Consider the following 21,769-nt stretch of genomic DNA (forward strand, 5'->3'; position numbering starts at 1 on the left):
AGGCGTACCTCAGTGCTTGTGGGTGTCTTGTGGGTAGCTGGTGGTGTTCAGGACGCTGAGCCTGGAGTTGAACGGCAAGGTGACCGGTTCCGCTGCGGGATTGTCCCAGCCGAACATCCGCCCGATGGAGCGCTGCTCGCGCAGGTCGATCAGGAGCACTGCTTCTACGGTCATCACCTGTTCGGTCCAAAAGAAGATGTACAGGTCCTCCGCGACGGCCCAGGTCATGCAACGGTCGGTATCGGCGAGCCCCGCTTCCCCTCCCCGGACGCAGTGCCACGTGAAGGTCCCTTGATTCAAGTAGATGTGCTCGTAGGATTCCACGTCGCTGTAGCGGTAGAAGATGCGCTTGCCCACGAGGTCCGAGGACCGTTGGTGAACCGTCGGCTGGCCGTTGGCGTTCGCATGCGTGAAGTCTGTAGTTCCCCGGACCTTGCCGTCCGAGGCTACAAACCGGGAGACAGCAGTAGTGACGGCACCTGTGGCTTGGTCGAAGATGATGGTGACGTTTTCGGCGTCGGCGACTTTGCCGCCGTCGTGTCCACGGACGAAATCAATGATGAAGATTCCGGGGCGGGCCTCAATCGCTTTGTAGGCAGCGGTCCCGCTGGCAGTGCCCTCGTTCCACGTCAGCGTTGACGGGGTGAGGAAGTTGTACTCGATAGGGGTGCCATCAGCGGCCTGAAGGAAAAGAGTTGTGGCGGCAAGCGCAGGAGACGCGGGGAGGGTCTGATCCCCGAAGCCGTCCAGCATGGTGGAGACCGGCGGCCATTCTTCCTCGGGAACGTAGTCCTGGAGTTCAGTGGAGGTCATGAGTTGGTCCTTTTGTTGAGGGAGTTCGGATTCAGACGATTTCGGCGGCGTAGTTGATGGCGGGCTTGTGCGCTCCTCGCATCAGGCCGGCCACAAAGATCAGCGGGATGCCCAGGAGGAGCCAGCGGGCCACCCCTCCTGCGCCTCCGAGCAGGACGTCGTAGTTGTCCAAGGTCAGGTAGCCCACCACGGCGAATGCCAGGAAGGAAAGTGCCGGAGCAATAACCGTGACCCAGGGGTTGTCCTTCATTCCGGATCGGGCGAAGTACACCAGGATTGCGGCGGACGTCAGCAGCAGGATGGAAATGAAGCCTGCCGTTCCCAACGCCACGAACCAGGCAAAGACCGTAGCGATCGGGTCAGCACCGGCCATGAGAAAGGCACTGATGATGGCCAGGACCACCAGCGAATTGACCAGTCCTGCAAACGACGGCGCTCCCGTGGCGGACACGGATGACAACTTGGCTGGGAGCGCGCCGGCCCGTCCCAAAGCGAACAGGTACCGGGAAAACATGTTGGACAGGCCCAGGAGCATCGCGATGAAACTCGTGACCACCAAAACCTGCATGGCGACGCTCAACCAGGCTCCTGCGCTGGCTTCGGCAAGCTCGAAGATCATCCCTGAGGGATTCTCCGTGGCCACGGCCTGAATCCCATCGATCCCCACAGCGCCGCTGATGGCCCATGTGGACACCATGTAGAAGAGGCCAATAAAGGCGATGACCGAGTAGGCCGCCCGAGGGATGGTTCGCCGTGGATTTTTGGCTTCTTCCGCGAAGACAACCGTGGCTTCGAAGCTGGTGAAGCACGCAAAGGCGAACAACAACGAGATTCCCAGACCAGGCCCAAAAATGTTCTCGCCCGTGAACCCTGCGAACGTGAAGATCCCCAACCCCTTCTGGACGATGAGGGAGGCAACCAGCGCTGCAACCACCAGCGTTTCGCCGAGAATGAGCACTCCCAACACCTTCAAGCTGGCGTCCACGCCCTTCATGGTCAGGAACGTGGTCAGCGCCAGCACTGCGACGATCCAAAAATAGACCGGCAACCCAATGCCCGTAAGACTCTCCACGAGCTGCTGGGCGAAGACACCGAACTGGGACCACAGGCCTATTTGAAGGCTGAGATAGGTCAGGATGGCTATTCCGGCGCCTCCCGTGGCCCACTTGTTGCCTAAGCCTCTGGCTATGTACGCAACAAACCCGCCTGCGTTGGTGATGTGTTGGCTCATCCTGAGGTATCCCACCGAAAACAGGGCTACCAGCAAAGCCGCGATCACATAGATCACCGGAGTGCCGGGCCCGCTCGCCGAGAAGATGACGGGACTGGCTCCAACAACGGCGGCCATAGGGGCGGCGGCGGCAATAGCGAAGAAGGCTATGGCAACGACGCCAAGCTTGTTCGCCCTGAGCCGCACGGCACCCGCCGGAGAACCGGCATCTTGGGGACCGGCTGGGGCCGAGGTTTGACTGAATTCATTCATGAGGCTGTTCTTTCCGGAATGCACTGGCGCCATCGCCACTGCGGAGGATAGGGAGCCCTGCGGCCGCGGGACACGGGGCTGGACTGAAGCTGCTCTTGGTGGCGGGTGATGCGGGCCACACTCCAAACTATACGTTTGTATAGTTTGGAGTGTCAATGGGTTCCGGCCCGGGATTTCAACGCCGCTAAACTCGCTGTATGAGCCAGGAAGCACGCAAGTTGCCCTACGGAGACGGTCGGGATGCCCTTCTGGCTGCCGTGCTGGATGTCGTCGCAGAGAAGGGACTGCGCGGGGCGACCTACAGATCAGTTGCCGCCCGCGCCGGAGTCAATCACGCACTGGTCACGCACCACTTCGGTTCCATGGAAGGTCTTCTGGCCGCCACCATGGAATGGTCCGTCCAGCGGTCCATTGAGGAAACCGGACTGTCCGGGATCGCGGACTTCGACGGGAACTTCGCCGATACTCTCATCGCCACCGTTTCCGCCGAACCGGAACTCCAGCTGTTTCAGTTCGAAATGATCCTCGAATCCAGGCGCAACCCGCAGATCCGCGCGATGGTTGAACGCCTTTACGCGAACTACGTCAGCACAGTGGAGGAGGCGCTGACCCGCCGCGGAGTGGACACACGCAACGAAGCCTCGCTTGCCATCTTCGCCGCCCTCGACGGCCTCATGCTTCAATTCCTCACCATCAGCGACCCCGCCCGGATCAGGTCCGCCGTCGTTCAGGTAGGGCGACTGATAACCGCGCTGGAGGCGGCGAACGGAACGACGCAAAAGCCAGCCACGAAATAAGGCCCGACGCCGGCACTCACCACCGGCGCCGACGTCGAGCGCGTTTTTGTACAGCTAATGCCACTAAGAAGGCCCTATAAGGTCATTAGCTGTACAAAAACTCGAGTGTCCGCATGACGGAACTCTCGCGAGAAAACGCTTACTCGCGGCGAGGCATTGGCTAGGCTGTTGTTCGTGATCCAACGATTCCCCTTCGGCGCAGCCTCATGATTGGCGTACTGCAGGGGTTCTTCGTGGTGTGGGCCATCATCCTGGTGGGCATGTTCGTGGGACGTCGGGAAATCCTGGGCGAGAACGCGAGGTCGGTGCTGAGTTCGCTGACGTTCTTCGTTGCAAGCCCGGCGCTCCTTTTCGAGACCTTGAGCAAGGCCAAGCTGCACGACGTCTTCGCCGCACCGCTCCTGGTCACCGCCGTGGGTGCCGTCCTGACCGGTCTGTTGTTCTTCCTGATCGTGAAGTTCTGGCTGAAACGGGCCATGCCGGAAGCCCTCATGTCCTCCATGAGCGCATCGCTGGCCAACTCCGCCAACCTGGGCATCCCCATCGCCGTGTTTGTCCTGGGCGATGCGAGTTATGTGGCGCCGTTGTTGATCTTCCAACTGGCATTCTTCACCCCGATGTATCTGATGGCCCTGGACGCCAGCACCAGTTCGCATCGCACCACCCCCCTGCGCTTCCTCCTGATGATCGTGAAGAACCCCATGATCGTGGGCTCGGCGCTCGGCCTGCTGGTGGCCGGGACCGGGTTCCAAGTACCGACGCTGATCCTGGAGCCCATCCACCTGATCGGCGGAGCAGCGATCCCGGCCATGCTGATGGCGTTCGGCATGAGCCTCAATGGCTCCAAACCCCTGCAGAAGGACGCCGGGCGGAGACTGGACACCTTGTTGGCCAGTGGCTTCAAACTGATTGTGCACCCGTTGATCGCATACCTGTTCGCCCGCTTCGCCCTGGGGATGGAGGGGCACGCGCTGTTCGCCGTGGTGGTGACATCTGCGCTGCCCACGGCCCAGAACGTGTTTGTCGCAGCCAACCGTTACCAGGCCGGGATCACCGTAGCCAAGGACACCGTCCTCATCACCACCATCGTGGCCGTGCCAGCCATGATCGCGGTGGCGCTGCTGCTCACCTAACCGCACCAGCACCCAGCTGAGTCGCAATTGTGCGCGTATACAGCGCTCAAAACGCGCTCTGCTGCGACTTACTTGGGTTACTCCACGTCCGCGCTGGCCAGATAGTGGTCCAGGAGCTGCGCACAGCGAATGAAACCCAGGTGCGAGTACGCCTGGGGATGGTTGCCCAAGTGTGTTTCGGTGCCGGGATCGTATTCTTCGGGCAGCAGGCCCGTGGGACCGAACAGCGCCACCAATTGGTTGAACAACTCCAGCGCATCGTCCAGGCGTCCCACTGCCAGGTACGCCTCGATCAGCCAGGTAGTACAGATGTGGAAGCCGCCTTCCAGACCCGGCAGGCCGTCGTCGTACCTGTAACGGAAAACGGTGGGCCCCACGCGAAGTTCGCGTTCAACGGCAGTCACGGTATCCAGGAATCGCTGGTCCTGGGCGTCCAGCAGGCCGGACAAGCCGATGTGCAGGACGGCGGCATCGAGGTCCGGGCTGTCATAGGCCACGGTGTAGGAAGCGGCGGACTCATCCCACCCTTCGTGCAGGACTTCCTCGCGAATGGTGTCCGCGGTGGGTGACCAGTCCGCATGAGGAACCCGGCCATGCAAAGCGGCAGCCCGGAGCGCCCGATCCAGCGTCATCCAGCACATGACCTTGGTGTACACGTGGTGCCGCGGCGGCCGGCGGGCTTCCCAAATCCCATGGTCCGGCTCGTGCCAGCGGGCCAGCACGGCGTGCGCCATCTGCTCCATGAGGAACCAGTGCTTGTCCGGAAGGAACCCGCGCCGCTCGGCAAGATCGTGGATCAGCTCGGCGATGGGCCCGAACACGTCCAGTTGCACCTGGTGGTCCGCGGCGTTGCCGATCCGCACCGGCCGCGATCCCGCATAGCCGGGAAGGCTCTCAACAATGGCCTCCGTGGACAGCGGCGCGCCCGTCACCGAATAGAGGGGGTGCAGCCATTCCGGTCCCGGCGCGTTCTCCAGAATCCGGCCCAGCCAGTCCAGAAAACCGTCTGCCTCTTCCGTGGATCCCAACGACACCAACGAGTTCACCGTCATGGACCCGTCCCGCAGCCAGCAATACCGGTAATCCCAGTTGCGCGTGCCGCCAATACCTTCCGGCAGGGACGTGGTGGGCGCGGCGAGGACGGCACCGGTGGGCTTGTGGACCAGCGACTTCAGCACCAGCGCGGAACGCCGCACCAGCGAGGTCTTGATGGTGGGCAGCTGCAGTGCCTTGACCCACTCACGTGCTGCCAGCCCGACGGCGGCACGCCGGTGAGGTTCGCCCGCCGGGTCTGCGGGTGGAGGCTCGGTGTCACCGCAGCGCATATTCAGCACTACGGGGCCATGACCCAATGCGACCTCTGCCGTGGCCGTGGCGTACTTGGCGTCGTTGGTGATGGTGAAAACAACGCCCGGCGCCGAGAGGATGATGGGATCCGATGTCCCGATGATGTGGACCTCGTCGCCGCGGATCTCCATGTTGAACGGCGCATTGGCGTAGTCAGGCCTTGGCGCGAACACCACGCGTGCGGTACCCGTCCCGGACAGGACACGGACCAGGCTGGTGATGCCCTCGGCAGCGGGCTCCAGATAGTCGGTCACCGTGACATCGGCCCAGCGGGTTTCCACGATCATGGTGTTGTCCACGTAACGCTGTGCCAGAACCGGGGATGGCTTCACGGGCTCAATGCTGAAATGGCCGGCGGGATCACCGCCCAGGATATGGGCAAACAGGGATCCGGAATCCGGAAGGGGGTGGCTCATCCAACAGACCTTGGCATCCGGGGTGATCAACGCCGTGGAGCTGCCGTTGCCGATCATCGAATGCCGTTCCAGGCCTACCGCGTCTTCGCCAAAGAGCCACGCCCGGCGCAGTTCGAACAACAAAGCCAGCACGTGCGCAAAGGCTTCCGGGTCCGGGATGGTGTGTCCCGCCGTCGTATCCCCCGGTCCGACATGCAGTCCAAGGTCCGGTCCACGCAGGGTGGCGAGCGCCTTTTCATCGCTCTCTGCGTCGCCTGCGTACAGCGCGGCGCTGACGCCAAGCCTCGCACGGAGCTGTTCCAAGGCTTGTCCCTTGGCCGGTTCTTCGACGGTCAGGTCCAGCACCGTTCCGTCAATGATGAAGTAAAGCCCGAACTCGATGGCGATTTTCTGCGAAGCGAAGACCACCCGGTCCACCACTTCTGGTGTCGCCGGCCGGGTGTGCACAGCGACGCCCACCGGCTTGCGGACAACGCTGATGCCCTTCTCGAAACCGATGGCTTCCGTCAGCGCAGTGGCTACCTGTTGAAGCAACTGTTCTGTGGCGAGCGAGAGCGTGTAGGCATAGCCCATGTCGAACTCCACGCCGTGGGACCCCACCAGGTGGACCTCCGCCGGCAGCCTGGACACTGCGGCCAGATCCCTGAGGGACCGGCCGGAAATGATGGCCGTGTGCGTGTTCGGCAGCGCAGCCAGCGCACGGAGCGCCACGGCTGCGCTGTCCAGGGGCAAGGTCTCCGTGGACACGCCCTCCGCCGAGCAGAGAGTGCCGCCGTAGTTGCAGGCCACCAGCAAACCAGGAACCCGGGCCAGGACCCTCAGCTCCGCGAACAACTGCGGGCTGATGCCGTTCTCCGCGTCGGATTGGAGCACAGTCCGGAGCAGGCCAAGCGGGAGCGATTTCATCAGCAGCGCGGAATCGGCAACTGATTGATTCAAGTGCGTAGGCATGGCGTATCCTTCCGGGGCGGATAGCTACAGTCTCCGCCCGGACGGTTTCGCTTGCATACCTCGTTGATTACCAACGAGTAAAGACATTCCTTGGATTTATGCGGGAACCAAGCCAGCGACCTCGGCCACCAGCTCCACGGACCGCAAACGCTCTTCGGTTCCGATGCTCTGGTGCGCCACAATCAGCTCGTCGGCGTCAGCGAACGCCGCAAACTCGTCCAGGTAATCGCGCACCACGTCCTTGGTTCCCACAGCTGAGAACTTCATCATCTGGGCGATGTGCTGGCCCTGCGGGGAGTCGAGCACCATGTCCGCTTCGTCGTCCGTGAACTCGCGGCCACCACCAAAGAACAATGAAACGCGGGCACGCTTCACAGCAAGGTGGATGGCCTGGGCCTCGGCGTTGGAATCCGCGGCAGTAGCGTTTACGCCCGCGATGACATGGGGCTCCGACAACTGGTCTGAAGGCTTGAACTCGCGTCGGTAGACGGCAACTGCGTCCTGCAGTGCAGCCGGCGCAAAGTGTGAAGCAAACGCGTAGGGAAGGCCCAACTGAGCGGCCAGCTGGGCGCCGAACAGCGAGGATCCCAGGATGTAGAGCGGCACGTTGGTGCCCTTGCCCGGCGTCGCTTCAACACCCTGGATGCGGGTGGGTCCGGTGAGGTAGCCCTGAAGTTCCAGGACGTCCTGCGGGAACCTGTCCGAGGACGTGTGGTCACGGCGCAGTGCCCGCATGGTGTTCTGGTCACTGCCCGGCGCGCGTCCCAGTCCGAGGTCGATCCGTCCCGGGTGCAGCGTCTCCAAGGTGCCGAACTGCTCAGCGATGGTCAGCGGCGAGTGGTTGGGCAGCATGACGCCACCGGCACCGAGGCGAATGGTCTTGGTGTGGGCGGCAACGTGCGCGATCAGCACGCTCGTGGCCGAGGAAGCGATGGCGGACATGTTGTGGTGCTCGGCGTACCAGACCCGCCGGTAGCCCAGCTCTTCGGCCTTCTGCGCCATGGCCACGCTGCCCGCGAGGCTTTCCGCCGCCGTCTGGCCCTTCCCGATGGTCGCCAGGTCGAGGATGGAAAGAGGAACAGTCACGGGGATGCCTTTCGGTACGTTGCGCGGTGCCGGCATTTTGGTTGCCGGGCACTTAAGCGACAACGACGGCGGCACCCGGCTTATTTCTGTGAGTTGCGTCGCGCGCTGGTTTCCAACCGCCGTCGGGAGGCTTTTGTGACCCCGTTCGACGCCCGATTAACCGCCATGAACCCCTGTATCCCAGCGTTTCAGAGCACTTTGACCCGTATCAGTGGGCTGCCGGATAGTTGCAGCCACAAGTACGCATCAGACCGCCCTGTCGCGATGACCAGGACGAACCCAAGGAGAACCAATGGCACGTTTTGCAGCCAAGACCGGCGTCACCGCGGCGCTGGCCGCCACCGCTTTGCTCGGGCTCGCGGCCTGCTCGGACCCGGGTGCGACGGCGGCGACAGGGGCGTCCGCTCCGGCGTCGAGCTCTTCGACCAAAGAGTTCAACCTGACCCCGCAGCAGGACCGCATCAAGGTGACGGTGGACTCCGCCGCGGCTGCCCTGGTTCCGGACGCCATCAAGGCCGACGGCAAGCTGACCGTGGTGACCACCGGCGGCACTCCCCCGTTGAGCACCTTCGCCACGGACAACAAAACCCTGATCGGCAGTGAAGTGGACATCGCTTATGCTGTGGGCGAGAGCTTGGGGCTGCAGGTTGAGGTTCTTCCCGTGGCCTGGGCTGACTGGCCGCTGGGCGTCGAGTCCGGCAAGTACGAGGCTGTGCTCTCCAACGTGACCGTCACCGAGGCCCGCAAGGAGAAGTTCGACTTCGCCACCTACCGCAACGACCTCCTGGGCTTCTACGCCAAGTCCGACGCCGACATCTCTCCCATCAAGGAAGCCAAGGACGTAGCCGGCAAGCGCATCATCGTCGGCTCGGGCACCAACCAGGAAGCCATCCTGGTCCGCTGGGATGAGGAGAACAAGAAGAACGGCTTGAAGCCGGTTGAGTTCCAGTATTACGACGACGACTCCGCCTCCCAGCTGGCCCTCCAGTCAGGCCGTGCGGACCTCACGTTCGGGCCCAACGCTTCGGCAGCTTACAAGGCAGCCAAGGATGGCAAGACCAAGGAAGTGGGCACCCTCGAAGGTGGTTGGCCGCTGAAGGCCGAAATCGCCTTCACTACGCAGAAGGGCAACGGCCTGGCCGTGGCTGCCCAGGCCGCGCTTAACACCCTCATCAAGGATGGTAACTACGGCAAGATCCTGGACCGCTGGGGCCTCTCTTCGGAGGCCATTCCCGCGTCCGAACTGAACCCGGCAGGCCTGCCCAAAAAGTAGCGCCGCTGACCCAAGTAGGTGACAGCACATGTCGCAATGACCGCTCAGTGGAGCGTTTGCTGTGACCCAGTTGGGTGCCGTTAGAAGTGGGCGGGGTCCGTGTTGGCCCCGCAGAGGATCACTGCCACGGTTTCGCCCGCCCGTGGGGTGTAGGCGCCGGACAGCAACGCCGCGTAGGCTGCGGCAGCGCCGTGTTCCACCACGATCCTGTGTTTCTCCCACAAGGCACGACGCGCTTGGATGATGTCCTCGTCCGTGACCAGGACACTCTGGACACCCGTGCGGCGGGCAACTCCAAAACCGATCTCGCCGATACGCCGGGCACCCAGGGAATCAGCGGCGATCCCGGAGACAGCCACGTCCACGGGTTCTCCCTTGGCCAACGCCGTATGCAAAGTTGGAACTGTTTCCGGTTCGACGCCCACAACGTGCGCCCTGCCCTCTGCCGCGGCCGCAATGCCGCCCATCAATCCGCCACCGCCAACAGCAACGAGGATCGTGTCGACGTCGGGTAATTCATCCAGCAGTTCAAGCCCCACCCCACCGGCGCCGGCCACAATCTCCGGTTGGTCGTAGGCATGGCAGTAGACCGCGCCCTTCTCCTCGGCAAAGCGCACGGCAGCCGCGTAGGCTTCGGCGTACTCCGCGCCGCTTTGGACCACGGTGGCACCAATGGCATAGAGCTTGTGGACTTTGTTCGCCGGTGCGGACTCCGGGACGAACACCGTTGCCGGGACTCCGAGTTTGGCTGCCGCGTAAGCATTGGCCAGGCCTGCGTTGCCGCCGGACGCCACCACGACGCCGACTGCCGGGTCCAGCTCGCCGTTTTCCTTCGCTGTGAGGAGGCGGTTAAATGCGCCACGGGCTTTGAAGGAGCCTGTGTGCTGCATGTATTCGCATTTGAACCACAGGTGGTACGGCTCCTGGTCGCCGCTCTCGGCAAGGGGCGTATGGCGGACCCAGCCCGCTGTACGTGAGTACGCTGCTTCTACTTCTTCGCGTGTGACCATCGTGGCTGCACCTTTCCGTCCGTTTCATCCTATGGTTTGCGCGGGTGGGCTGAGCGCGCGCGGCATAGGCTTGATCCATGTCTGCCGATTTTGCCCTCCGCCCTGCCGTTGCCTCGGACGCTGCCTGGATAGCGGAGCTCCGGGCTGTGGTGATGCGCCCGGACCTTGAACGCTTGGAGCGTTTCGATCCCGTCCGTGTGCGCGAGCGCTTCCTGAACGGTTTCCAGCCGGAGTACACCTACATCATCCATACCGACGGCGTGGATGCCGGCGTCATTGCCGTTCGACCCGAGCCCGACGCGCGGTGGATCGAGCACTTCTATGTTGCTCCCACCCATCAGGGCAGGGGTTTGGGCGGTGCTGTGCTGCGGCATGTCATGGCGGCCTCCGTTGACGAACGCCCGTTCCGTTTGAACGTGCTTCAAGGCAGCGCCGCCCGCCATTTGTATGAGCGGCATGGTTTCATGCTGGAATCCGAGGACCCGGTAGATGTTTTCATGGTCGCCCCGAACCCCACGCCTCCTGACCGCCGGCCGCCCATGCGGTAGCCTCAGCACAAACGTCAATGCAGGCTTCCGGGGGGAACATCATGGGGAACGTTCGAGCAAGCACCACACGGCTTTCAACGCTTTCAGCGATAGCTTTGGCAGCTGGACTTTTGGTCGCGGGGGCACCGCCTGCCACTGCGGACAACCAACCAACGCCAATCATCGACGGCGCCCCGTACGTGGGTGCCGAATTGCGCCGACAGTACGACTACAGCTATTGGGGCTGCAGGGATCCGGACGGCTCGGGCGACGCCATTACGTTGGAGTGGTTGCGCGACGGGGAGGCGCTCCCGGAGGAACGGCAAGGGGAAACCTTGCGGATACTCCCGGAGGACCAGGGCAGCCGCATATCGATGCGTGTGCATCCCATGACTCCCGGGAACCAAGGCTGCCCCACCGGCACTCAATTGAGCGCTGAAACCCTGCCCGTGAAAGCCTCCAGCCGGGCCATGGGGTGGACCGGCCGGGGCAACTTTGAGCCCCTCGCCCGGACCCACGACGGCAGGCTCGTCCTCTACCCACGGACCTACACGTACTACAAAGGCATGTGCGAGGGTCCCTGCCCTGCGTACTGGGGTTCATGGGACGAACCCCGCCAGGTAGGGCAAGGATGGAACGTCTTTGACATCGTCTTCTCCCCCGGCGATTTCGACGGCGACGGCTTCAACGATCTCCTCGGCCGGGACGCTGCAGGCAAACTCTTCCTCTACCCCGGCGACGGCGAGGGTGGTTGGCTCGATCGCGAGCAGGTTGGCCAGGGCTGGAGCGTCTTCAATACCATCGTGGGTCCCGGCGACTTCAACGGTGACGGCACCAACGATGTGCTGGCACGCGACGCAGCAGGTGGCCTTTTCCTGTACCCCGGCGATGGAGACGGCGGCTGGCTCGACCCCGAGCAGGTGGGCTGGGGCTGGCAGGTCATGAACAAGATCATCACCGGTGGCGATATGAACGCCGATGGTGCCGTGGACATCTTCGGACGCGACCGGGACGGCTACCTGCACCAGTACCCCACTGACGGCGAGGGCGGCTGGGAGGAACCTGCGTCCCTCGGCCCGGGGTGGGAGACGTTTTCCGAGGTCGCCGGAATCGGCAGTTCCAGCCACTCGAAATACAACGAGCTCTCTGCCGTTGACGCCAACGGCAACCTTCTCAGTTACATTACCGGCGCATCAAACACAGGGCTGTATGGCCCTTATGGGCCCATTGGCCGGGGTTGGAACGTCTTCAAGGAACTGCTCTAAAGCGGCTGCCCCAACACCGTCAGCTGCAGGCTGACGGTCCCGCGCGAACCGTCGACGACGGCGGCACCCGGCCCGCCGCCGTCGGGCGCTCCGCCGTGCTGGTCCGGCGTGTAACCAAACCAGCGCCGGCAGAGCTGCAAAAGGCGGCCCGTGCTCATGGGACCTGCACCGACTCCGCGGAGCGCACCGGCGTCTGCAGCCCCAGGTTTTCGCGGAGAGTGGTGCCGCGGTACTCCGTGGGGTAGACGCCGCGTTCCTGGAGTTCGGGCACCAAGTGGTTCACGATGTCATCCAGGCCCGTGGGGACCAGCCACGGCGAGATGTTGAAGCCGTCAACGGCACCAACCCGGGCGTATTCCGCCAGGTGGTCCGCCACTGCGGTGTAGGAGCCGGTGAAAGTGGCGTCGACGCGTGCCGTCTTCGACGTGACGAACTGGCGGATGGAGAGGCCCTTGTCCTTGGCCTCGGCCCTCCACTGATCGGCGAGCTGCCGGGCCTTGGCGCCGTGGAATCCGCTGCCGCGGGTCTCCGAGGTTTCTTCCACCACGGGATCGATCTCCGGAAGGGGTCCATCGGGGTCGTACGAGGAGAGCTCGCGGCCCCAGAACTGCTCTAGGTAGGCAATGGCTTGCTGCGGGCCGATCTGGAGGCTGCGAACCCAGTCCTTCTTTTCCTGGGCCTCCTGATCTGTGGCGGCGAGGATGAATTCGCTGGCTGGCATGATCTGGACGGCATTGGCCCCGCGGCCGGCTGCGACCGAACGGGCAACAATATCGCGGCGGAATTCCACGGCGTTGTCGAACTTCGGATGTGCGGAGAAGATCACGTCGGCCTGGCGGGCTGCGAAGTCGCGGCCTTCAGGTGAGTCGCCGGCCTGGAAGAGCACGGGGCGGTACTGGGCGCTTCGGGGCAACAAGGGGGCGACGTCTACGGTGTAGTGCTGGCCTTCGTGCAGGACCCTCCGCGCCGGACCCGTGGGCGTTTCCCACGAATCCCAGATCCTCTTGGCGGTCTCTACAAAGGCTTCTGCGTGCCGGTAGCGGTCGGCGTGGTCCAGGTATCCGCCGCGGCGGAAGTTCGCCCCGGTCCAGGCGTTGTCCGTGGTGACGATGTTCCACGCAGCTCGGCCACCGGAGATGAGGTCCAGGGAGGACAAACGGTGCGCGAGGTCCGCGGGATCGTTGTACGTGGTGTTCTGGGTGGCTACCAAACCGATGTTCGTGGTCACTGCCGCAAGCGCGGCCAGCATGGTCTGCGCGTCCGGACGGCCCACCACGTCCAAGGCGTGCGGGCGACCAAGGTGCTCGCGGAGACGCAGTCCTTCGCCCAGGAAAAAGGCAGCGAACTTGCCGCGCTCTGCGGTCTGGACGAGCCGGCGGAACGACTCGAAGTCCGTCTGCGAACCGGATTCTGCGGTCTTCCAAATGGTGCCGGAGTTGACGCCTTGGAAGAAGATACCGAACTGGATCTGGCCGCTCGGCTGGAAAATGTCGCGTGTCATGGAGTTCCTTTACTTTGATGCGCCGGAAGCGGTGGTTGCATAGCGGTTTTCCGCGGGGGCGAGGCCCATCAGCTCGCGGAACGTACCGTCCTGGATGGGCGGCCGCAGGGAACCGCGGCGACGAAGTTCCGGAAGGACTACCCGTGATAGTTCATCCAGCTCCACGTCCAGGGCAGCCGGGTGGAGGCGAACGCCGTCGGCCTCCTTCAGCAGCGCGTCGAGAAGGTCGGTGAGACCCGCGGCAGAGCCGATAAACCGCGCCCGTCCGGTTTCCTGAGCAGACAAAGAACGCCAAGCCGCAGCTTCACCACGCGAGTCGAGGACGACGTCGAGCTCTGCCACAACGGCCACCGAAGCACCCAGCCGGGCACGCACGTCACGGACCTCTGCGGCGAGGAGCTCGGGCGTCGGCGCAGACACCAGGACAGCATCAACGGCGTCGGCAGGGACCAGGCCGCCGCCCACCAGGGACGCAGCAGCGAGCACCGGCAGTTGGCCCTGCAGCGGCCTCGGAATGATGGAAGGCCCCTTCACGGAATAACCCAGACCCGGGAAATCGGGGGGCGTTTCAAAGTCCGCGTAGTGCAGCTTGTCCACATCGATGTACCGGCCTGTGGCGACGTCGCGGATCACGGCGTCGTCCTCCCACGAGTCCCACAGCCGGCGGCCAACCTCGATGGACGCGGCGGCTTCCTGAGCCAGCGCCTCGCCTTGAACAAGAGAACGTCCGACGGCGGCAGCGGCCTCGGGCGATTCGGCTGCGGTCACAATCCACCCGGCGCGGCCACCGGACACGTAGTCCAGGCTCGCGAGCTGCGTGGAGATGTGGAATGGCTCCGTGTAGACGGTGTCCACTTCCGGGACCACCGCGATGGTACGGGTGACGGGGCCGGCGAACGCGGCACGCTGCAGGGCGTTGGCGCGGCCGGGAACCCGACCGTCCGTGAAGGTTGCCACGTGGAAGCCAGCGGACTCGGCGGCGAGGACGGCGGTTGCAAGGTTCTCATAGCCGGCGCCGTCAAGTTCGATGGCCAGGAAGCCGGCCTTGTTGCGGTTGGAGAAACTCACTTCTGGTCCTGACGTTCGTAGGGGATCTTTTCGCCGGCTTCAATAGCCACCGGAAGCCGGTTTTCGGCGGGCGGCAGCGGGCAGGTGGCGAGGTCGGTGTAGGCGCACGGCAGGTTCACGGCGCGGTTGAAGTCGAGCTGTACGGAGCCGTCTGCTGCGGGAACCACGGACAGCGAGCGGTTGGCCGCGTAGGTGGTCTTCCCGGAGGTCTGGTCGGTGAACAGCACGGACAGCGAGCCCGGTGCGTGACCGTTGAACGCAGTCAATGCCAACTCCTCACCGGCCAGTGTGAAACGAATTTCACCGGGAGCCTCGTAGACGTGCTGGATGCCCTCGACGGCGGCACCCACCGTGGTGGGTCGCGGAGCCTCAAACAGGACAAACGTACCGGCCACGGCAAACGCAGCATTGGGCGTGTAGGCGGGTGTTCCCTGGTACTCCTGCAACAGCTGATTCTGAGGATTTCGAGGCCGAACGATGTACTCGCCGCCACGTTTGGCCACCTCGATCACGGTGTCGCCGGAAACCAGGTTGATGCCGCCGCGTTCCTCGATGGGGCCCAGCTCCAGCGTTTTGCCCGAGCCGGTGTTCCATTCCACCCCATCCTGCTGCAGGCTTTCGCCCGGCTCCAGGACGACACGCACGACGTCGGCGTCCACACTCCACGTTCCCGGCGCACCTTCCAGCCGGGTTGCCTCGCTGCTGAGCCAGTGCAGGTGGGTGACGGCGAGGAAGCCGTGCGGGTGGGCACGGCTGCGCTCATGGGCCTCGTGCCATTCCTGCCATTCCTCGTCAAAGGCTTCGAGTGCTGTTTCAGTGTGCGTAGACATTGGCGGTATCGCTCCTGTTCAAGGCGTGGTCGGCTGTAACGGTTGCTGCGGCGTCGGCTTCGGTTGCCCCGGCAAATTCGGGTCGGCCCGCGAAGGGATCCCCCGACTCCCACAGGGTGGTCGGCGCCGACGCCCGGACGGCCGGAATGACGTCCACCGCGAAACGTTCCAGGATCTCCAACTGCTGTTCGAAAGGCAGCGTGGTGGGCAGGGAGATCGATTGGAGGTCGTGGTGGTAGAGCGAGTGGTAGCTGAGGATCTTGTCGATGACCTGCTCCGGACTGCCCACCAGTGCCGGTCCCTCGGCCACGGCGTGCTGGATATCCCGGAAAGGTGAGTTGTTGCCGGGGACATTCCGGTTGGCGGTCAGTGCTTCATAAACAGGCCCGTACTGGCGGATGGCTTCCTGAGTGGTGTCCGCGATGAAAACACCGCCTGCGCCACTGCCCGAACCCAGGTACTGGTGCCGCGGATCGTGCCCGTGCCGCTCGTATTCCTCGCGGTAGTGGTCGATCAGGACTTTGTAGTTCTCCCGTGGCTGGATGGCGTTGGCCGTGAACAGCGGGTCGCCCCACTTGGCGGCGAGCGCAGCGGACGTCAGGGTTGTAGCCGAGCCGTGCCAAATCCGGGGCGACCCCGCGAAGGGGCGTGGCGTCGTCGTGGTTGGCTCGGTGAGCGCTGGCCTGAAGCGGCCGGACCAGGTGACGCTTTCCTTGCGCCACAGCGTGCGCAGCAGCGCGTATTTCTCGGCGAGCAGGTCCCACTGGTCATCCAGGGACAGGCCAAAGAGCGGATACTGCAGGACTTCGTTGCCTTTGCCGATCACGAGCTCCAGGCGGCCTCGGCTCAGCTGGTCGATGGTGGCGTAATCCTCGGCCACCCGGACCGGGTCCAGGACGGAGAGCACGGTGACTCCGGTCTGCAGGCGGATGCGGCTGGTGACGGCGGCGATCGCGGCGAGGACCGTCGTCGGGGAGGACGAGACGAACTCGCCGGCGTGGCGTTCCCCCACGGAGAAGCTGTCAAAGCCGAGTTCCTCGGCACGCCGGGCCGTTGCCACCACTTGGTTCAGCCGGTCAGCTGTGGAGACGATCTCTCCGGTCACCGGGTTTTTCAGGTGAGGAATGATGTCAAGGACCTGGAACTTCATTTGGTGGTCCCGGCCGGGGTCCCAAACGTCGTTTCGGTGACGGTCTTGGACTCCGGAATGGCTTCCTCGGAGAGGCCCCAGCGTTCCAGGACCTTGCCGTAGGAGCCGTCCTTGATGGTGGAGTTCAGGGCGTCGGTGATGGCCGGGGCCAGTCCATTGCCTTTGAGTGTCGTGGCAGCCACCAGCGTTTCGGCCGGCCATCCGGCGTTGACTTTGCCCACTACCTTGAGGTCGTCGCGGGTGTTTTCGCGGTACGTGACCGACGGGAACGGTGCCAGGTTCAAGTCCGTGCGGCCAGAAGAGAGCGCCAGGATGGTGTCGGCGTCGGACGAGTAGTACTGCAAGGTGGCCGGTGCCTTGCCCTTGTCCTCGAGTTCCTTGTTCCAGGCCAACAGGATCTTCTCCTGGTTGGTGCCGGAGCCCACGGAGATCTTCAGCCCGGAAATGTCGTCCGAACCCTTGATGTCGTACGTGGAGCTCTTCTTCGCTTCAAAGCCCATGTACGCGGCGCGGTAGGTGGAGAAGTCGAACAGCTTCACGCGGGCTGCGTTGATGCCCACGTTGGAGAATACGGCTTCGAAGTCACCGGACTGGGTCTTGAGCGGCCAGTTCTCCCACGACGTCACCTGAAGGTCCAGTTCCAACCCGAGCTTGTCGGCCACCAGCTGGGCTATGTCCACCTCCACACCGATCGGCGTTTTATCGTCCGTGGCGTGGAAGGACAACGGGATGGAGCCGGCAGTGGTGGCGACTGTCAGCTTGCCGTCCTTGGCGATCGTTGCGGGGACCGCGCCGGCGGCGGCGGTGTCCTTCTCAGCGCGGATCCGGTTCTGGTCCACGGAGGTGTTGTAGACAACGCCGTTCTTGGCAGCTGCGGACTCCGGCTTGGCCGCCGACGCTCCAGGATCGGAGCACCCGGCCAGCACGGGAAGCACGACGGCGGGAAGTACACCGAGTGCCAAAAGCTTGCTTTTGTTGGTGGCGAAGGTGCGGGTCTTGCGAAGCATGGAGTGTCCTAGATGTTGAAAGCTGGTTCGATGACTTTGGAGAAGAAGCTGCGGGTACGTTCCTCGCGGGGGTTCGCGAAGATGTCCTGAGGGGTGCCGGATTCGACGATCTGGCCCTGGTCCATGAAGACCACGGTGTCCGCGACGTCCCGGGCAAAGCCCATCTCGTGGGTGACCACAATCAGCGTGGTGCCGGATTTGGCGAGTTCACGTATGACGTCCAGAACCTCGTTGACGAGTTCGGGGTCCAGCGCTGAGGTGGGCTCGTCGAAGAGCAGGATCTTGGGATCAAGCGCCAGCGCGCGGGCTATTGCCACGCGTTGCTGCTGGCCTCCGGACAGTTGGCGTGGGTAGGCGTCTGCACGGTCCTTCAGTCCCACCCGGTCCAGGAGTTCCAGCCCCCGCTTCCGGGCTTCGGCCTTGGAGCGCTTCTGGGCCACGATGGGCGCCTCGATGACGTTCTCCAGGGCGGTGAGGTGCGGGAACAGGTTGAAGCTCTGGAACACCATGCCAATGTGGGTGCGCTGCTTGAGAATGTCCTTCTCACGCAGTTCGTGGAGCTTGTTGCCGCGGACTTCGTAGCCCACCAGTTCGCCATCGATGGTGATGTAGCCGCCGTCGACTTTTTCCAAGTGGTTGATGGTGCGCAACAGGGTGGATTTGCCCGAACCGGACGGACCGACGATCACTGCAACGCCACCCGGCGGGACGGACAACGAAACCCCCTTGAGGACTTCCGTGGCGCCGAAGGACTTCCGGACGTTGGTGATGTCCACCTGGCCGCGGGTGGCTGCCCTGGCTGTGCCGGCCGGAACTGTGCCGGCCGAATCGCGGGCCGGAGCTTCAGCGTCAGGCTGTACCGCCGTCGTCGTGTTTTCCTTGCGTGCAGCAATGATGCTCATCGGGCGTCCTTGGTAGGAGTGGCGGCAACGTGGGTGGTGAAGAACTTGCGGGCCCTCTGCAACGGGGTGAGAGGCAGGGTCCGCAGGGCGCCCTTGGAGAAGTGGCGTTCGATGTAGTACTGGAAAACGCTCAGCACGGAGGTGATCACCACGTACCAGAGCGTGGCCACCAGCAGCAGTGGCAGCACCTGCTGGGTCCGGTTGTAGATGACCTGCACCGTGTAGAACAGCTCGGAATAGGCCAAGACGTAAACAATGGAGGTGCCCTTGACCAGGCCGATGATCTCGTTGAAGGCGTTGGGCAGGATGGCGCGCATGGCCTGCGGGAGCACAATCCTGGTGGAACGCTTCCACGCCGGGATGCCCAGGGCCGAGGCAGCTTCGAGCTGGCCCTGGTCCACGGAGAGAATGCCACCGCGGATGATTTCGGCGGAGTAGGCAGCCTGGTTCAAGGTGAGGCCGAGGACTGCAGCGGCGAACTGGCTGATGAGCGTGGTGGTCTGGGCTTCGAAGAAACGGACGTCCGTGAACGGGATGCCCAGGCTGATCTTCTCGTACAGGTAGCCCAGGTTGTACCAAAGGAGGAGCTGGACCAGCAGCGGGGTGGAGCGGAAGATCCAGGAGAACGTCCAGGACACCGAGACCAGCAGCGGCGAGGCTGACAGGCGCATCAGGGCCAGGATGAACCCCAGGACGAAGCCCAGGACACCGGAGATGGCCGTGAGCTTGAGGGTTTCAATGAGTCCATTGACAACCGACTGGGCGGTGAACCACTCGGCCACCACGCCCCACTCCCAACGGGGGTTGGTGACCAGCGACCACGCAATGGCGGCCACGCCGGCAGCTACCAGCACGGTGCCTACCCATCGCCACGGGTGACGGGCAGGGACCAGCTTGTACTCGGAGTAATCCGGGGTGGGCGGTGCAGTGTCCGCCGTGGCAGGCGGTGCGATTGCACTCATGCGCCACCTCATTTCAGATCGGTTGTTGTCTATCGGATGGCTGCCAATCTATGGGCGTGCGAAACCCCGCAGCAAGGCGGGAATTTGCACTTCTTCACTGGACTTCGCGCGGCTTCGCAAGGGTTCGCACGACGTCACAATCGCCGTCATCAGGCGCCATATGCGTCCCTTCTTTGCGCGCCTTAACGTGACGTGACGCGTGGTGAACGGCCGTGACCACTGCCTCGACCAGCGGCCCGGTTCGTCCCTAGATTGGGCATCACCACACCACTGCTTTTCAGGAGATCCCATGCCGTCACGAGTTCCAGCCATCGCCTTCATTGGCGGCGGCCCGCGCACCGCCGGCGTCCTGGAACGGCTTGCCGCCAACCGTCCTGCACTGTTCCTCGGGCCTCTTGAGATCCACGTCATCGAACCCCATGAGCCCGGCTCCGGGAGGATCTGGCGCTATGACCAGAGCCCGGGCCTGCTGCTGAACTCCACTGCTGCGGACGTCACCATGTTCACCGACGCCTCCGTGGCCTGCGATGGGCCATCGGTTGACGGACCCGGGCTGTCCACGTGGGCGTCGGGCGTGCTGGACGGCAGCATCCGGGATGTTCCTCCGCTGGAGCCGCACCTGCTCGCGCAGCTCCGCTCGTTGACCCCCGCTTCCTTTCCCACACGTCAGCTCCAGAGCAAGTACCTGGAGTGGTTCTTCGGCCGGGCCGTCAGCTCCCTCGGCCCGAGGTGACGGTGACCGTTCACCGCGACACGGCCACCGCCGTCGAGCGTTCTGTTGCTGACGGCGGTTCGGCCGGGTCCGACGACGGTCCTCACCGCGTGCGGCTGGCTTCCGGCGCCGAGGTGCTTGCCGACGTCGTGGTGTACGCGTTGGGTCACACAGATTCCGTTCCCGACCCGGAGTCCGCCCGCCTCAGCGAGTTCGCTGCCCGGCACGGCGGGTTCCATGCGCCGCCGTCGTACACCACGGACGTGGACTACTCCGCGATTGAACCCGGCCAGGACGTGATCGTTTCCGGGATGGGCCTGGCGTTCGTGGACCTGCTGGTGTTGTTGTTCGAGGGACGCGGTGGCCGCTTCGAAGAAACACCCGACGGCCGCCTGGAGTACGTAGCCTCCGGCGCCGAACCGCGGGTCTGGGCGGGGTCCCGCCGCGGCGTGCCGTTCCACTCCAAGATCTCCTCCACGCTGCGCGGCGAGCCGATCGCCCGCCCGCGATACTTCACGTCCTCCGCTATCGATGCGCTCCTTGCCGGGCATCAGGAACTCGATTTCCGCCGGCATTTGTGGCCGCTGATCGCCAAGGACGCCGGCTACGCCTACTACCGCGAGCTCTTCACCGGCTACCCGGAGCGGGTGCTGGGGACGTGGACCAGCTTTGAGTCGCGTTTCGACGCCGTTGATTGGTACAGCGCTGCCCGCGAAGAACTGGTCAACTTCTCCGTGCCGGATCCGGCGCTGCGCCTGGACCTCGAGAAGCTGGACCACCCGCTCAGTGGTTGCGCATTCGCCGATCACGACACCGTGCAGCGCTCGGTGGCCGCTTACATCCAGCGCGACCTTGACCTCCGCACCAGCCCAGACCATTCCGAGACCCTGGCTCTGTTCACGGCCTTGCTGTTCGTCTACATGGACCTCGGCCGCCTGGTCCCGCAGGAACGGCTCAATGCCCGCTCCCAGCAAGCCATCCACGGGTGGTGGCACGGCTTCTTCAGCTTCGTCGACTCCGGGCCGCCCTCCCACCGCCTCCGCGAGATGCTGGCACTTCACCGGGCCGGGTTCCTGAAGTTCCTGGGTCCGGGCATGTGGGTCCGTGCCGACGATTCCGTAGGCAGGTTCGTTGCCGGCTCGTTCCAATCGCCGGTTGTGGTGGACGCCACCGCGTACATTGAGGCGCGGTTGCCTGCCGCTTCGGTGGAACGTTCCGCCAACCCCGCGTTGTCGGACCTGCACGACGCCGGATGGGGCACCGAACAACGGCTCCTCACCTCCGAGGGCGCCCACTCCACCGGAAAGCTGCTGGTCTCCGGGAATCACCAGGTACTGTCCCCTGTTGGTACACCTCGGAAGGGTTTGTTCGCGGTGGGTCCGTGGACGTCCGGCTGGGGCGCTGGGGCGTTTGCCCGTCCCAACACCAACGCAGCACCCTTCCGGGAAAACGACGCCCTGGCACGCCGGATCCTGTCCACTGTTGCTGCCGCCCGCCCAACTGAGTCGCAGTTAACGCCGTTATGAGCCCTCAAAA

At 64.0% G+C, this 21,769-nt stretch carries 18 protein-coding genes and 1 pseudogene; 6 read left to right on the plus strand and 13 right to left on the minus strand.

The features are described 5' to 3' along the window. Positions 1 to 9: 9 nt before the first annotated feature. Together CGK93_RS20810 and CGK93_RS20815 are read right to left on the minus strand one after the other, a co-directional pair. Positions 10 to 813 carry a MoaF C-terminal domain-containing protein gene (locus tag CGK93_RS20810; protein WP_089596460.1) on the minus strand — a complete coding sequence of 268 codons (804 nt, stop codon included), beginning with the start codon at positions 811 to 813 and terminating at the stop codon, positions 10 to 12. Between the two features lie 31 nt (positions 814 to 844). Continuing rightward, positions 845 to 2,296, minus strand: a complete 1,452-nt coding sequence (locus CGK93_RS20815) for an APC family permease (RefSeq protein WP_089596461.1) — start codon at positions 2,294 to 2,296, stop codon at positions 845 to 847. Positions 2,297 to 2,493: 197 nt separating this feature from the next. Here CGK93_RS20815 and CGK93_RS20820 point away from each other — a divergent pair, with 197 nt between their 5' ends. Both CGK93_RS20820 and CGK93_RS20825 read left to right on the plus strand, forming a co-directional pair. After that, positions 2,494 to 3,093, plus strand: coding sequence for a TetR/AcrR family transcriptional regulator (locus CGK93_RS20820; protein WP_089596462.1), 600 nt, complete (start codon positions 2,494 to 2,496; stop codon positions 3,091 to 3,093). Between the two features lie 206 nt (positions 3,094 to 3,299). After that, a complete protein-coding gene (locus CGK93_RS20825; protein WP_089596463.1) occupies positions 3,300 to 4,226 on the plus strand; it encodes an AEC family transporter in 927 nt (308 codons plus the stop codon). Between the two features lie 77 nt (positions 4,227 to 4,303). Here the strand turns inward: CGK93_RS20825 and CGK93_RS20830 are convergent, their stop codons facing one another. Together CGK93_RS20830 and CGK93_RS20835 are read right to left on the minus strand one after the other, a co-directional pair. Next, positions 4,304 to 6,940: a trehalase-like domain-containing protein gene (locus CGK93_RS20830; protein ID WP_089596464.1), complete on the minus strand. Its 2,637-nt coding sequence runs from the start codon at positions 6,938 to 6,940 to the stop codon at positions 4,304 to 4,306. 96 nt (positions 6,941 to 7,036) lie between these two features. Then, complete coding sequence (locus CGK93_RS20835) at positions 7,037 to 8,026, minus strand: LLM class flavin-dependent oxidoreductase (RefSeq protein ID WP_089597664.1); 990 nt, start codon at positions 8,024 to 8,026, stop codon at positions 7,037 to 7,039. Between the two features lie 292 nt (positions 8,027 to 8,318). Here CGK93_RS20835 and CGK93_RS20840 point away from each other — a divergent pair, with 292 nt between their 5' ends. After that, complete coding sequence (locus tag CGK93_RS20840; RefSeq protein WP_089596465.1) at positions 8,319 to 9,299, plus strand: ABC transporter substrate-binding protein; 981 nt, start codon at positions 8,319 to 8,321, stop codon at positions 9,297 to 9,299. A gap of 80 nt (positions 9,300 to 9,379) precedes the next feature. Here CGK93_RS20840 and CGK93_RS20845 read toward each other — a convergent pair whose 3' ends face one another. Beyond that, positions 9,380 to 10,309, minus strand: a complete 930-nt coding sequence (locus tag CGK93_RS20845) for a threonine/serine dehydratase (protein WP_089596466.1) — start codon at positions 10,307 to 10,309, stop codon at positions 9,380 to 9,382. A gap of 77 nt (positions 10,310 to 10,386) precedes the next feature. On the opposite strand from CGK93_RS20845, the gene CGK93_RS20850 reads away from it, so the two are divergent. After that, positions 10,387 to 10,857 (plus strand): GNAT family N-acetyltransferase, encoded by a 471-nt coding sequence (locus tag CGK93_RS20850; protein WP_198318284.1) that lies wholly within the window; start codon positions 10,387 to 10,389, stop codon positions 10,855 to 10,857. A 41-nt stretch (positions 10,858 to 10,898) separates the two neighbouring features. Then, positions 10,899 to 12,101, plus strand: coding sequence for an FG-GAP repeat domain-containing protein (locus tag CGK93_RS20855; RefSeq protein WP_089597666.1), 1,203 nt, complete (start codon positions 10,899 to 10,901; stop codon positions 12,099 to 12,101). On the opposite strand, the gene CGK93_RS23895 is transcribed toward CGK93_RS20855, so the two are convergent. Genes CGK93_RS23895 through CGK93_RS20890 form a run of 8 tightly spaced genes read right to left on the minus strand, consistent with a single transcriptional unit; the run spans position 12,098 to position 19,521 of the window. After that, positions 12,098 to 12,259, minus strand: a complete 162-nt coding sequence (locus CGK93_RS23895; protein WP_198318285.1) for a hypothetical protein — start codon at positions 12,257 to 12,259, stop codon at positions 12,098 to 12,100. The two genes, CGK93_RS20855 and CGK93_RS23895, sit on opposite strands and share 4 nt — an antisense overlap. Then, positions 12,256 to 13,602 (minus strand): NtaA/DmoA family FMN-dependent monooxygenase, encoded by a 1,347-nt coding sequence (locus tag CGK93_RS20860; protein WP_089596467.1) that lies wholly within the window; start codon positions 13,600 to 13,602, stop codon positions 12,256 to 12,258. The genes CGK93_RS23895 and CGK93_RS20860 overlap by 4 nt, the downstream gene beginning before the upstream one ends. Before the next feature lie 9 nt (positions 13,603 to 13,611). Next, complete coding sequence (locus CGK93_RS20865; protein WP_089596468.1) at positions 13,612 to 14,670, minus strand: LLM class flavin-dependent oxidoreductase; 1,059 nt, start codon at positions 14,668 to 14,670, stop codon at positions 13,612 to 13,614. After that, the gene (locus tag CGK93_RS20870; RefSeq protein ID WP_089596469.1) at positions 14,667 to 15,500 is read right to left on the minus strand and encodes a DUF1684 domain-containing protein; all 834 of its coding nucleotides are present in this window, start codon (positions 15,498 to 15,500) and stop codon (positions 14,667 to 14,669) included. The genes CGK93_RS20865 and CGK93_RS20870 overlap by 4 nt, the downstream gene beginning before the upstream one ends. After that, positions 15,484 to 16,650 carry an LLM class flavin-dependent oxidoreductase gene (locus CGK93_RS20875; protein WP_089596470.1) on the minus strand — a complete coding sequence of 389 codons (1,167 nt, stop codon included), beginning with the start codon at positions 16,648 to 16,650 and terminating at the stop codon, positions 15,484 to 15,486. The genes CGK93_RS20870 and CGK93_RS20875 overlap by 17 nt, the downstream gene beginning before the upstream one ends. Beyond that, positions 16,647 to 17,657, minus strand: a complete 1,011-nt coding sequence (locus tag CGK93_RS20880; RefSeq protein ID WP_089596471.1) for an ABC transporter substrate-binding protein — start codon at positions 17,655 to 17,657, stop codon at positions 16,647 to 16,649. Before CGK93_RS20880 ends, CGK93_RS20875 begins: the two co-directional genes overlap by 4 nt. Before the next feature lie 8 nt (positions 17,658 to 17,665). Beyond that, on the minus strand, positions 17,666 to 18,559 hold the full coding sequence (locus CGK93_RS20885) for an amino acid ABC transporter ATP-binding protein (RefSeq protein WP_089596472.1): 894 nt from the start codon (positions 18,557 to 18,559) through the stop codon (positions 17,666 to 17,668). Beyond that, the gene (locus CGK93_RS20890) at positions 18,556 to 19,521 is read right to left on the minus strand and encodes an amino acid ABC transporter permease (RefSeq protein WP_198318286.1); all 966 of its coding nucleotides are present in this window, start codon (positions 19,519 to 19,521) and stop codon (positions 18,556 to 18,558) included. The genes CGK93_RS20885 and CGK93_RS20890 overlap by 4 nt, the downstream gene beginning before the upstream one ends. Positions 19,522 to 19,810: 289 nt before the next feature. Here CGK93_RS20890 and CGK93_RS20895 point away from each other — a divergent pair. After that, positions 19,811 to 21,759 (plus strand): annotated as a pseudogene (locus CGK93_RS20895) (FAD/NAD(P)-binding protein). Positions 21,760 to 21,769 lie beyond the last annotated feature (10 nt).

The sequence above is a fragment of the Arthrobacter sp. YN genome (assembly GCF_002224285.1).
GTDB lineage: Bacteria > Actinomycetota > Actinomycetes > Actinomycetales > Micrococcaceae > Arthrobacter.

Excerpts from the sequence above, each read along its gene's own strand:
- CGK93_RS20810 (WP_089596460.1), bottom strand. The coding sequence starts at position 813 with ATGACCTCCACTGAACTCCAGGACTACGTTCCCGAGGAAGAATGGCCG.
- CGK93_RS20815 (WP_089596461.1), bottom strand. The coding sequence starts at position 2,296 with ATGAATGAATTCAGTCAAACCTCGGCCCCAGCCGGTCCCCAAGATGCC.
- CGK93_RS20820 (WP_089596462.1), top strand. The coding sequence starts at position 2,494 with ATGAGCCAGGAAGCACGCAAGTTGCCCTACGGAGACGGTCGGGATGCC.
- CGK93_RS20825 (WP_089596463.1), top strand. The coding sequence starts at position 3,300 with ATGATTGGCGTACTGCAGGGGTTCTTCGTGGTGTGGGCCATCATCCTG.
- CGK93_RS20830 (WP_089596464.1), bottom strand. The coding sequence starts at position 6,940 with ATGCCTACGCACTTGAATCAATCAGTTGCCGATTCCGCGCTGCTGATG.
- CGK93_RS20840 (WP_089596465.1), top strand. The coding sequence starts at position 8,319 with ATGGCACGTTTTGCAGCCAAGACCGGCGTCACCGCGGCGCTGGCCGCC.
- CGK93_RS20845 (WP_089596466.1), bottom strand. The coding sequence starts at position 10,309 with ATGGTCACACGCGAAGAAGTAGAAGCAGCGTACTCACGTACAGCGGGC.
- CGK93_RS20850 (WP_198318284.1), top strand. The coding sequence starts at position 10,387 with ATGTCTGCCGATTTTGCCCTCCGCCCTGCCGTTGCCTCGGACGCTGCC.
- CGK93_RS20855 (WP_089597666.1), top strand. The coding sequence starts at position 10,899 with ATGGGGAACGTTCGAGCAAGCACCACACGGCTTTCAACGCTTTCAGCG.
- CGK93_RS23895 (WP_198318285.1), bottom strand. The coding sequence starts at position 12,259 with ATGAGCACGGGCCGCCTTTTGCAGCTCTGCCGGCGCTGGTTTGGTTAC.
- CGK93_RS20860 (WP_089596467.1), bottom strand. The coding sequence starts at position 13,602 with ATGACACGCGACATTTTCCAGCCGAGCGGCCAGATCCAGTTCGGTATC.
- CGK93_RS20870 (WP_089596469.1), bottom strand. The coding sequence starts at position 15,500 with ATGTCTACGCACACTGAAACAGCACTCGAAGCCTTTGACGAGGAATGG.
- CGK93_RS20875 (WP_089596470.1), bottom strand. The coding sequence starts at position 16,650 with ATGAAGTTCCAGGTCCTTGACATCATTCCTCACCTGAAAAACCCGGTG.
- CGK93_RS20880 (WP_089596471.1), bottom strand. The coding sequence starts at position 17,657 with ATGCTTCGCAAGACCCGCACCTTCGCCACCAACAAAAGCAAGCTTTTG.
- CGK93_RS20885 (WP_089596472.1), bottom strand. The coding sequence starts at position 18,559 with ATGAGCATCATTGCTGCACGCAAGGAAAACACGACGACGGCGGTACAG.
- CGK93_RS20890 (WP_198318286.1), bottom strand. The coding sequence starts at position 19,521 with ATGAGTGCAATCGCACCGCCTGCCACGGCGGACACTGCACCGCCCACC.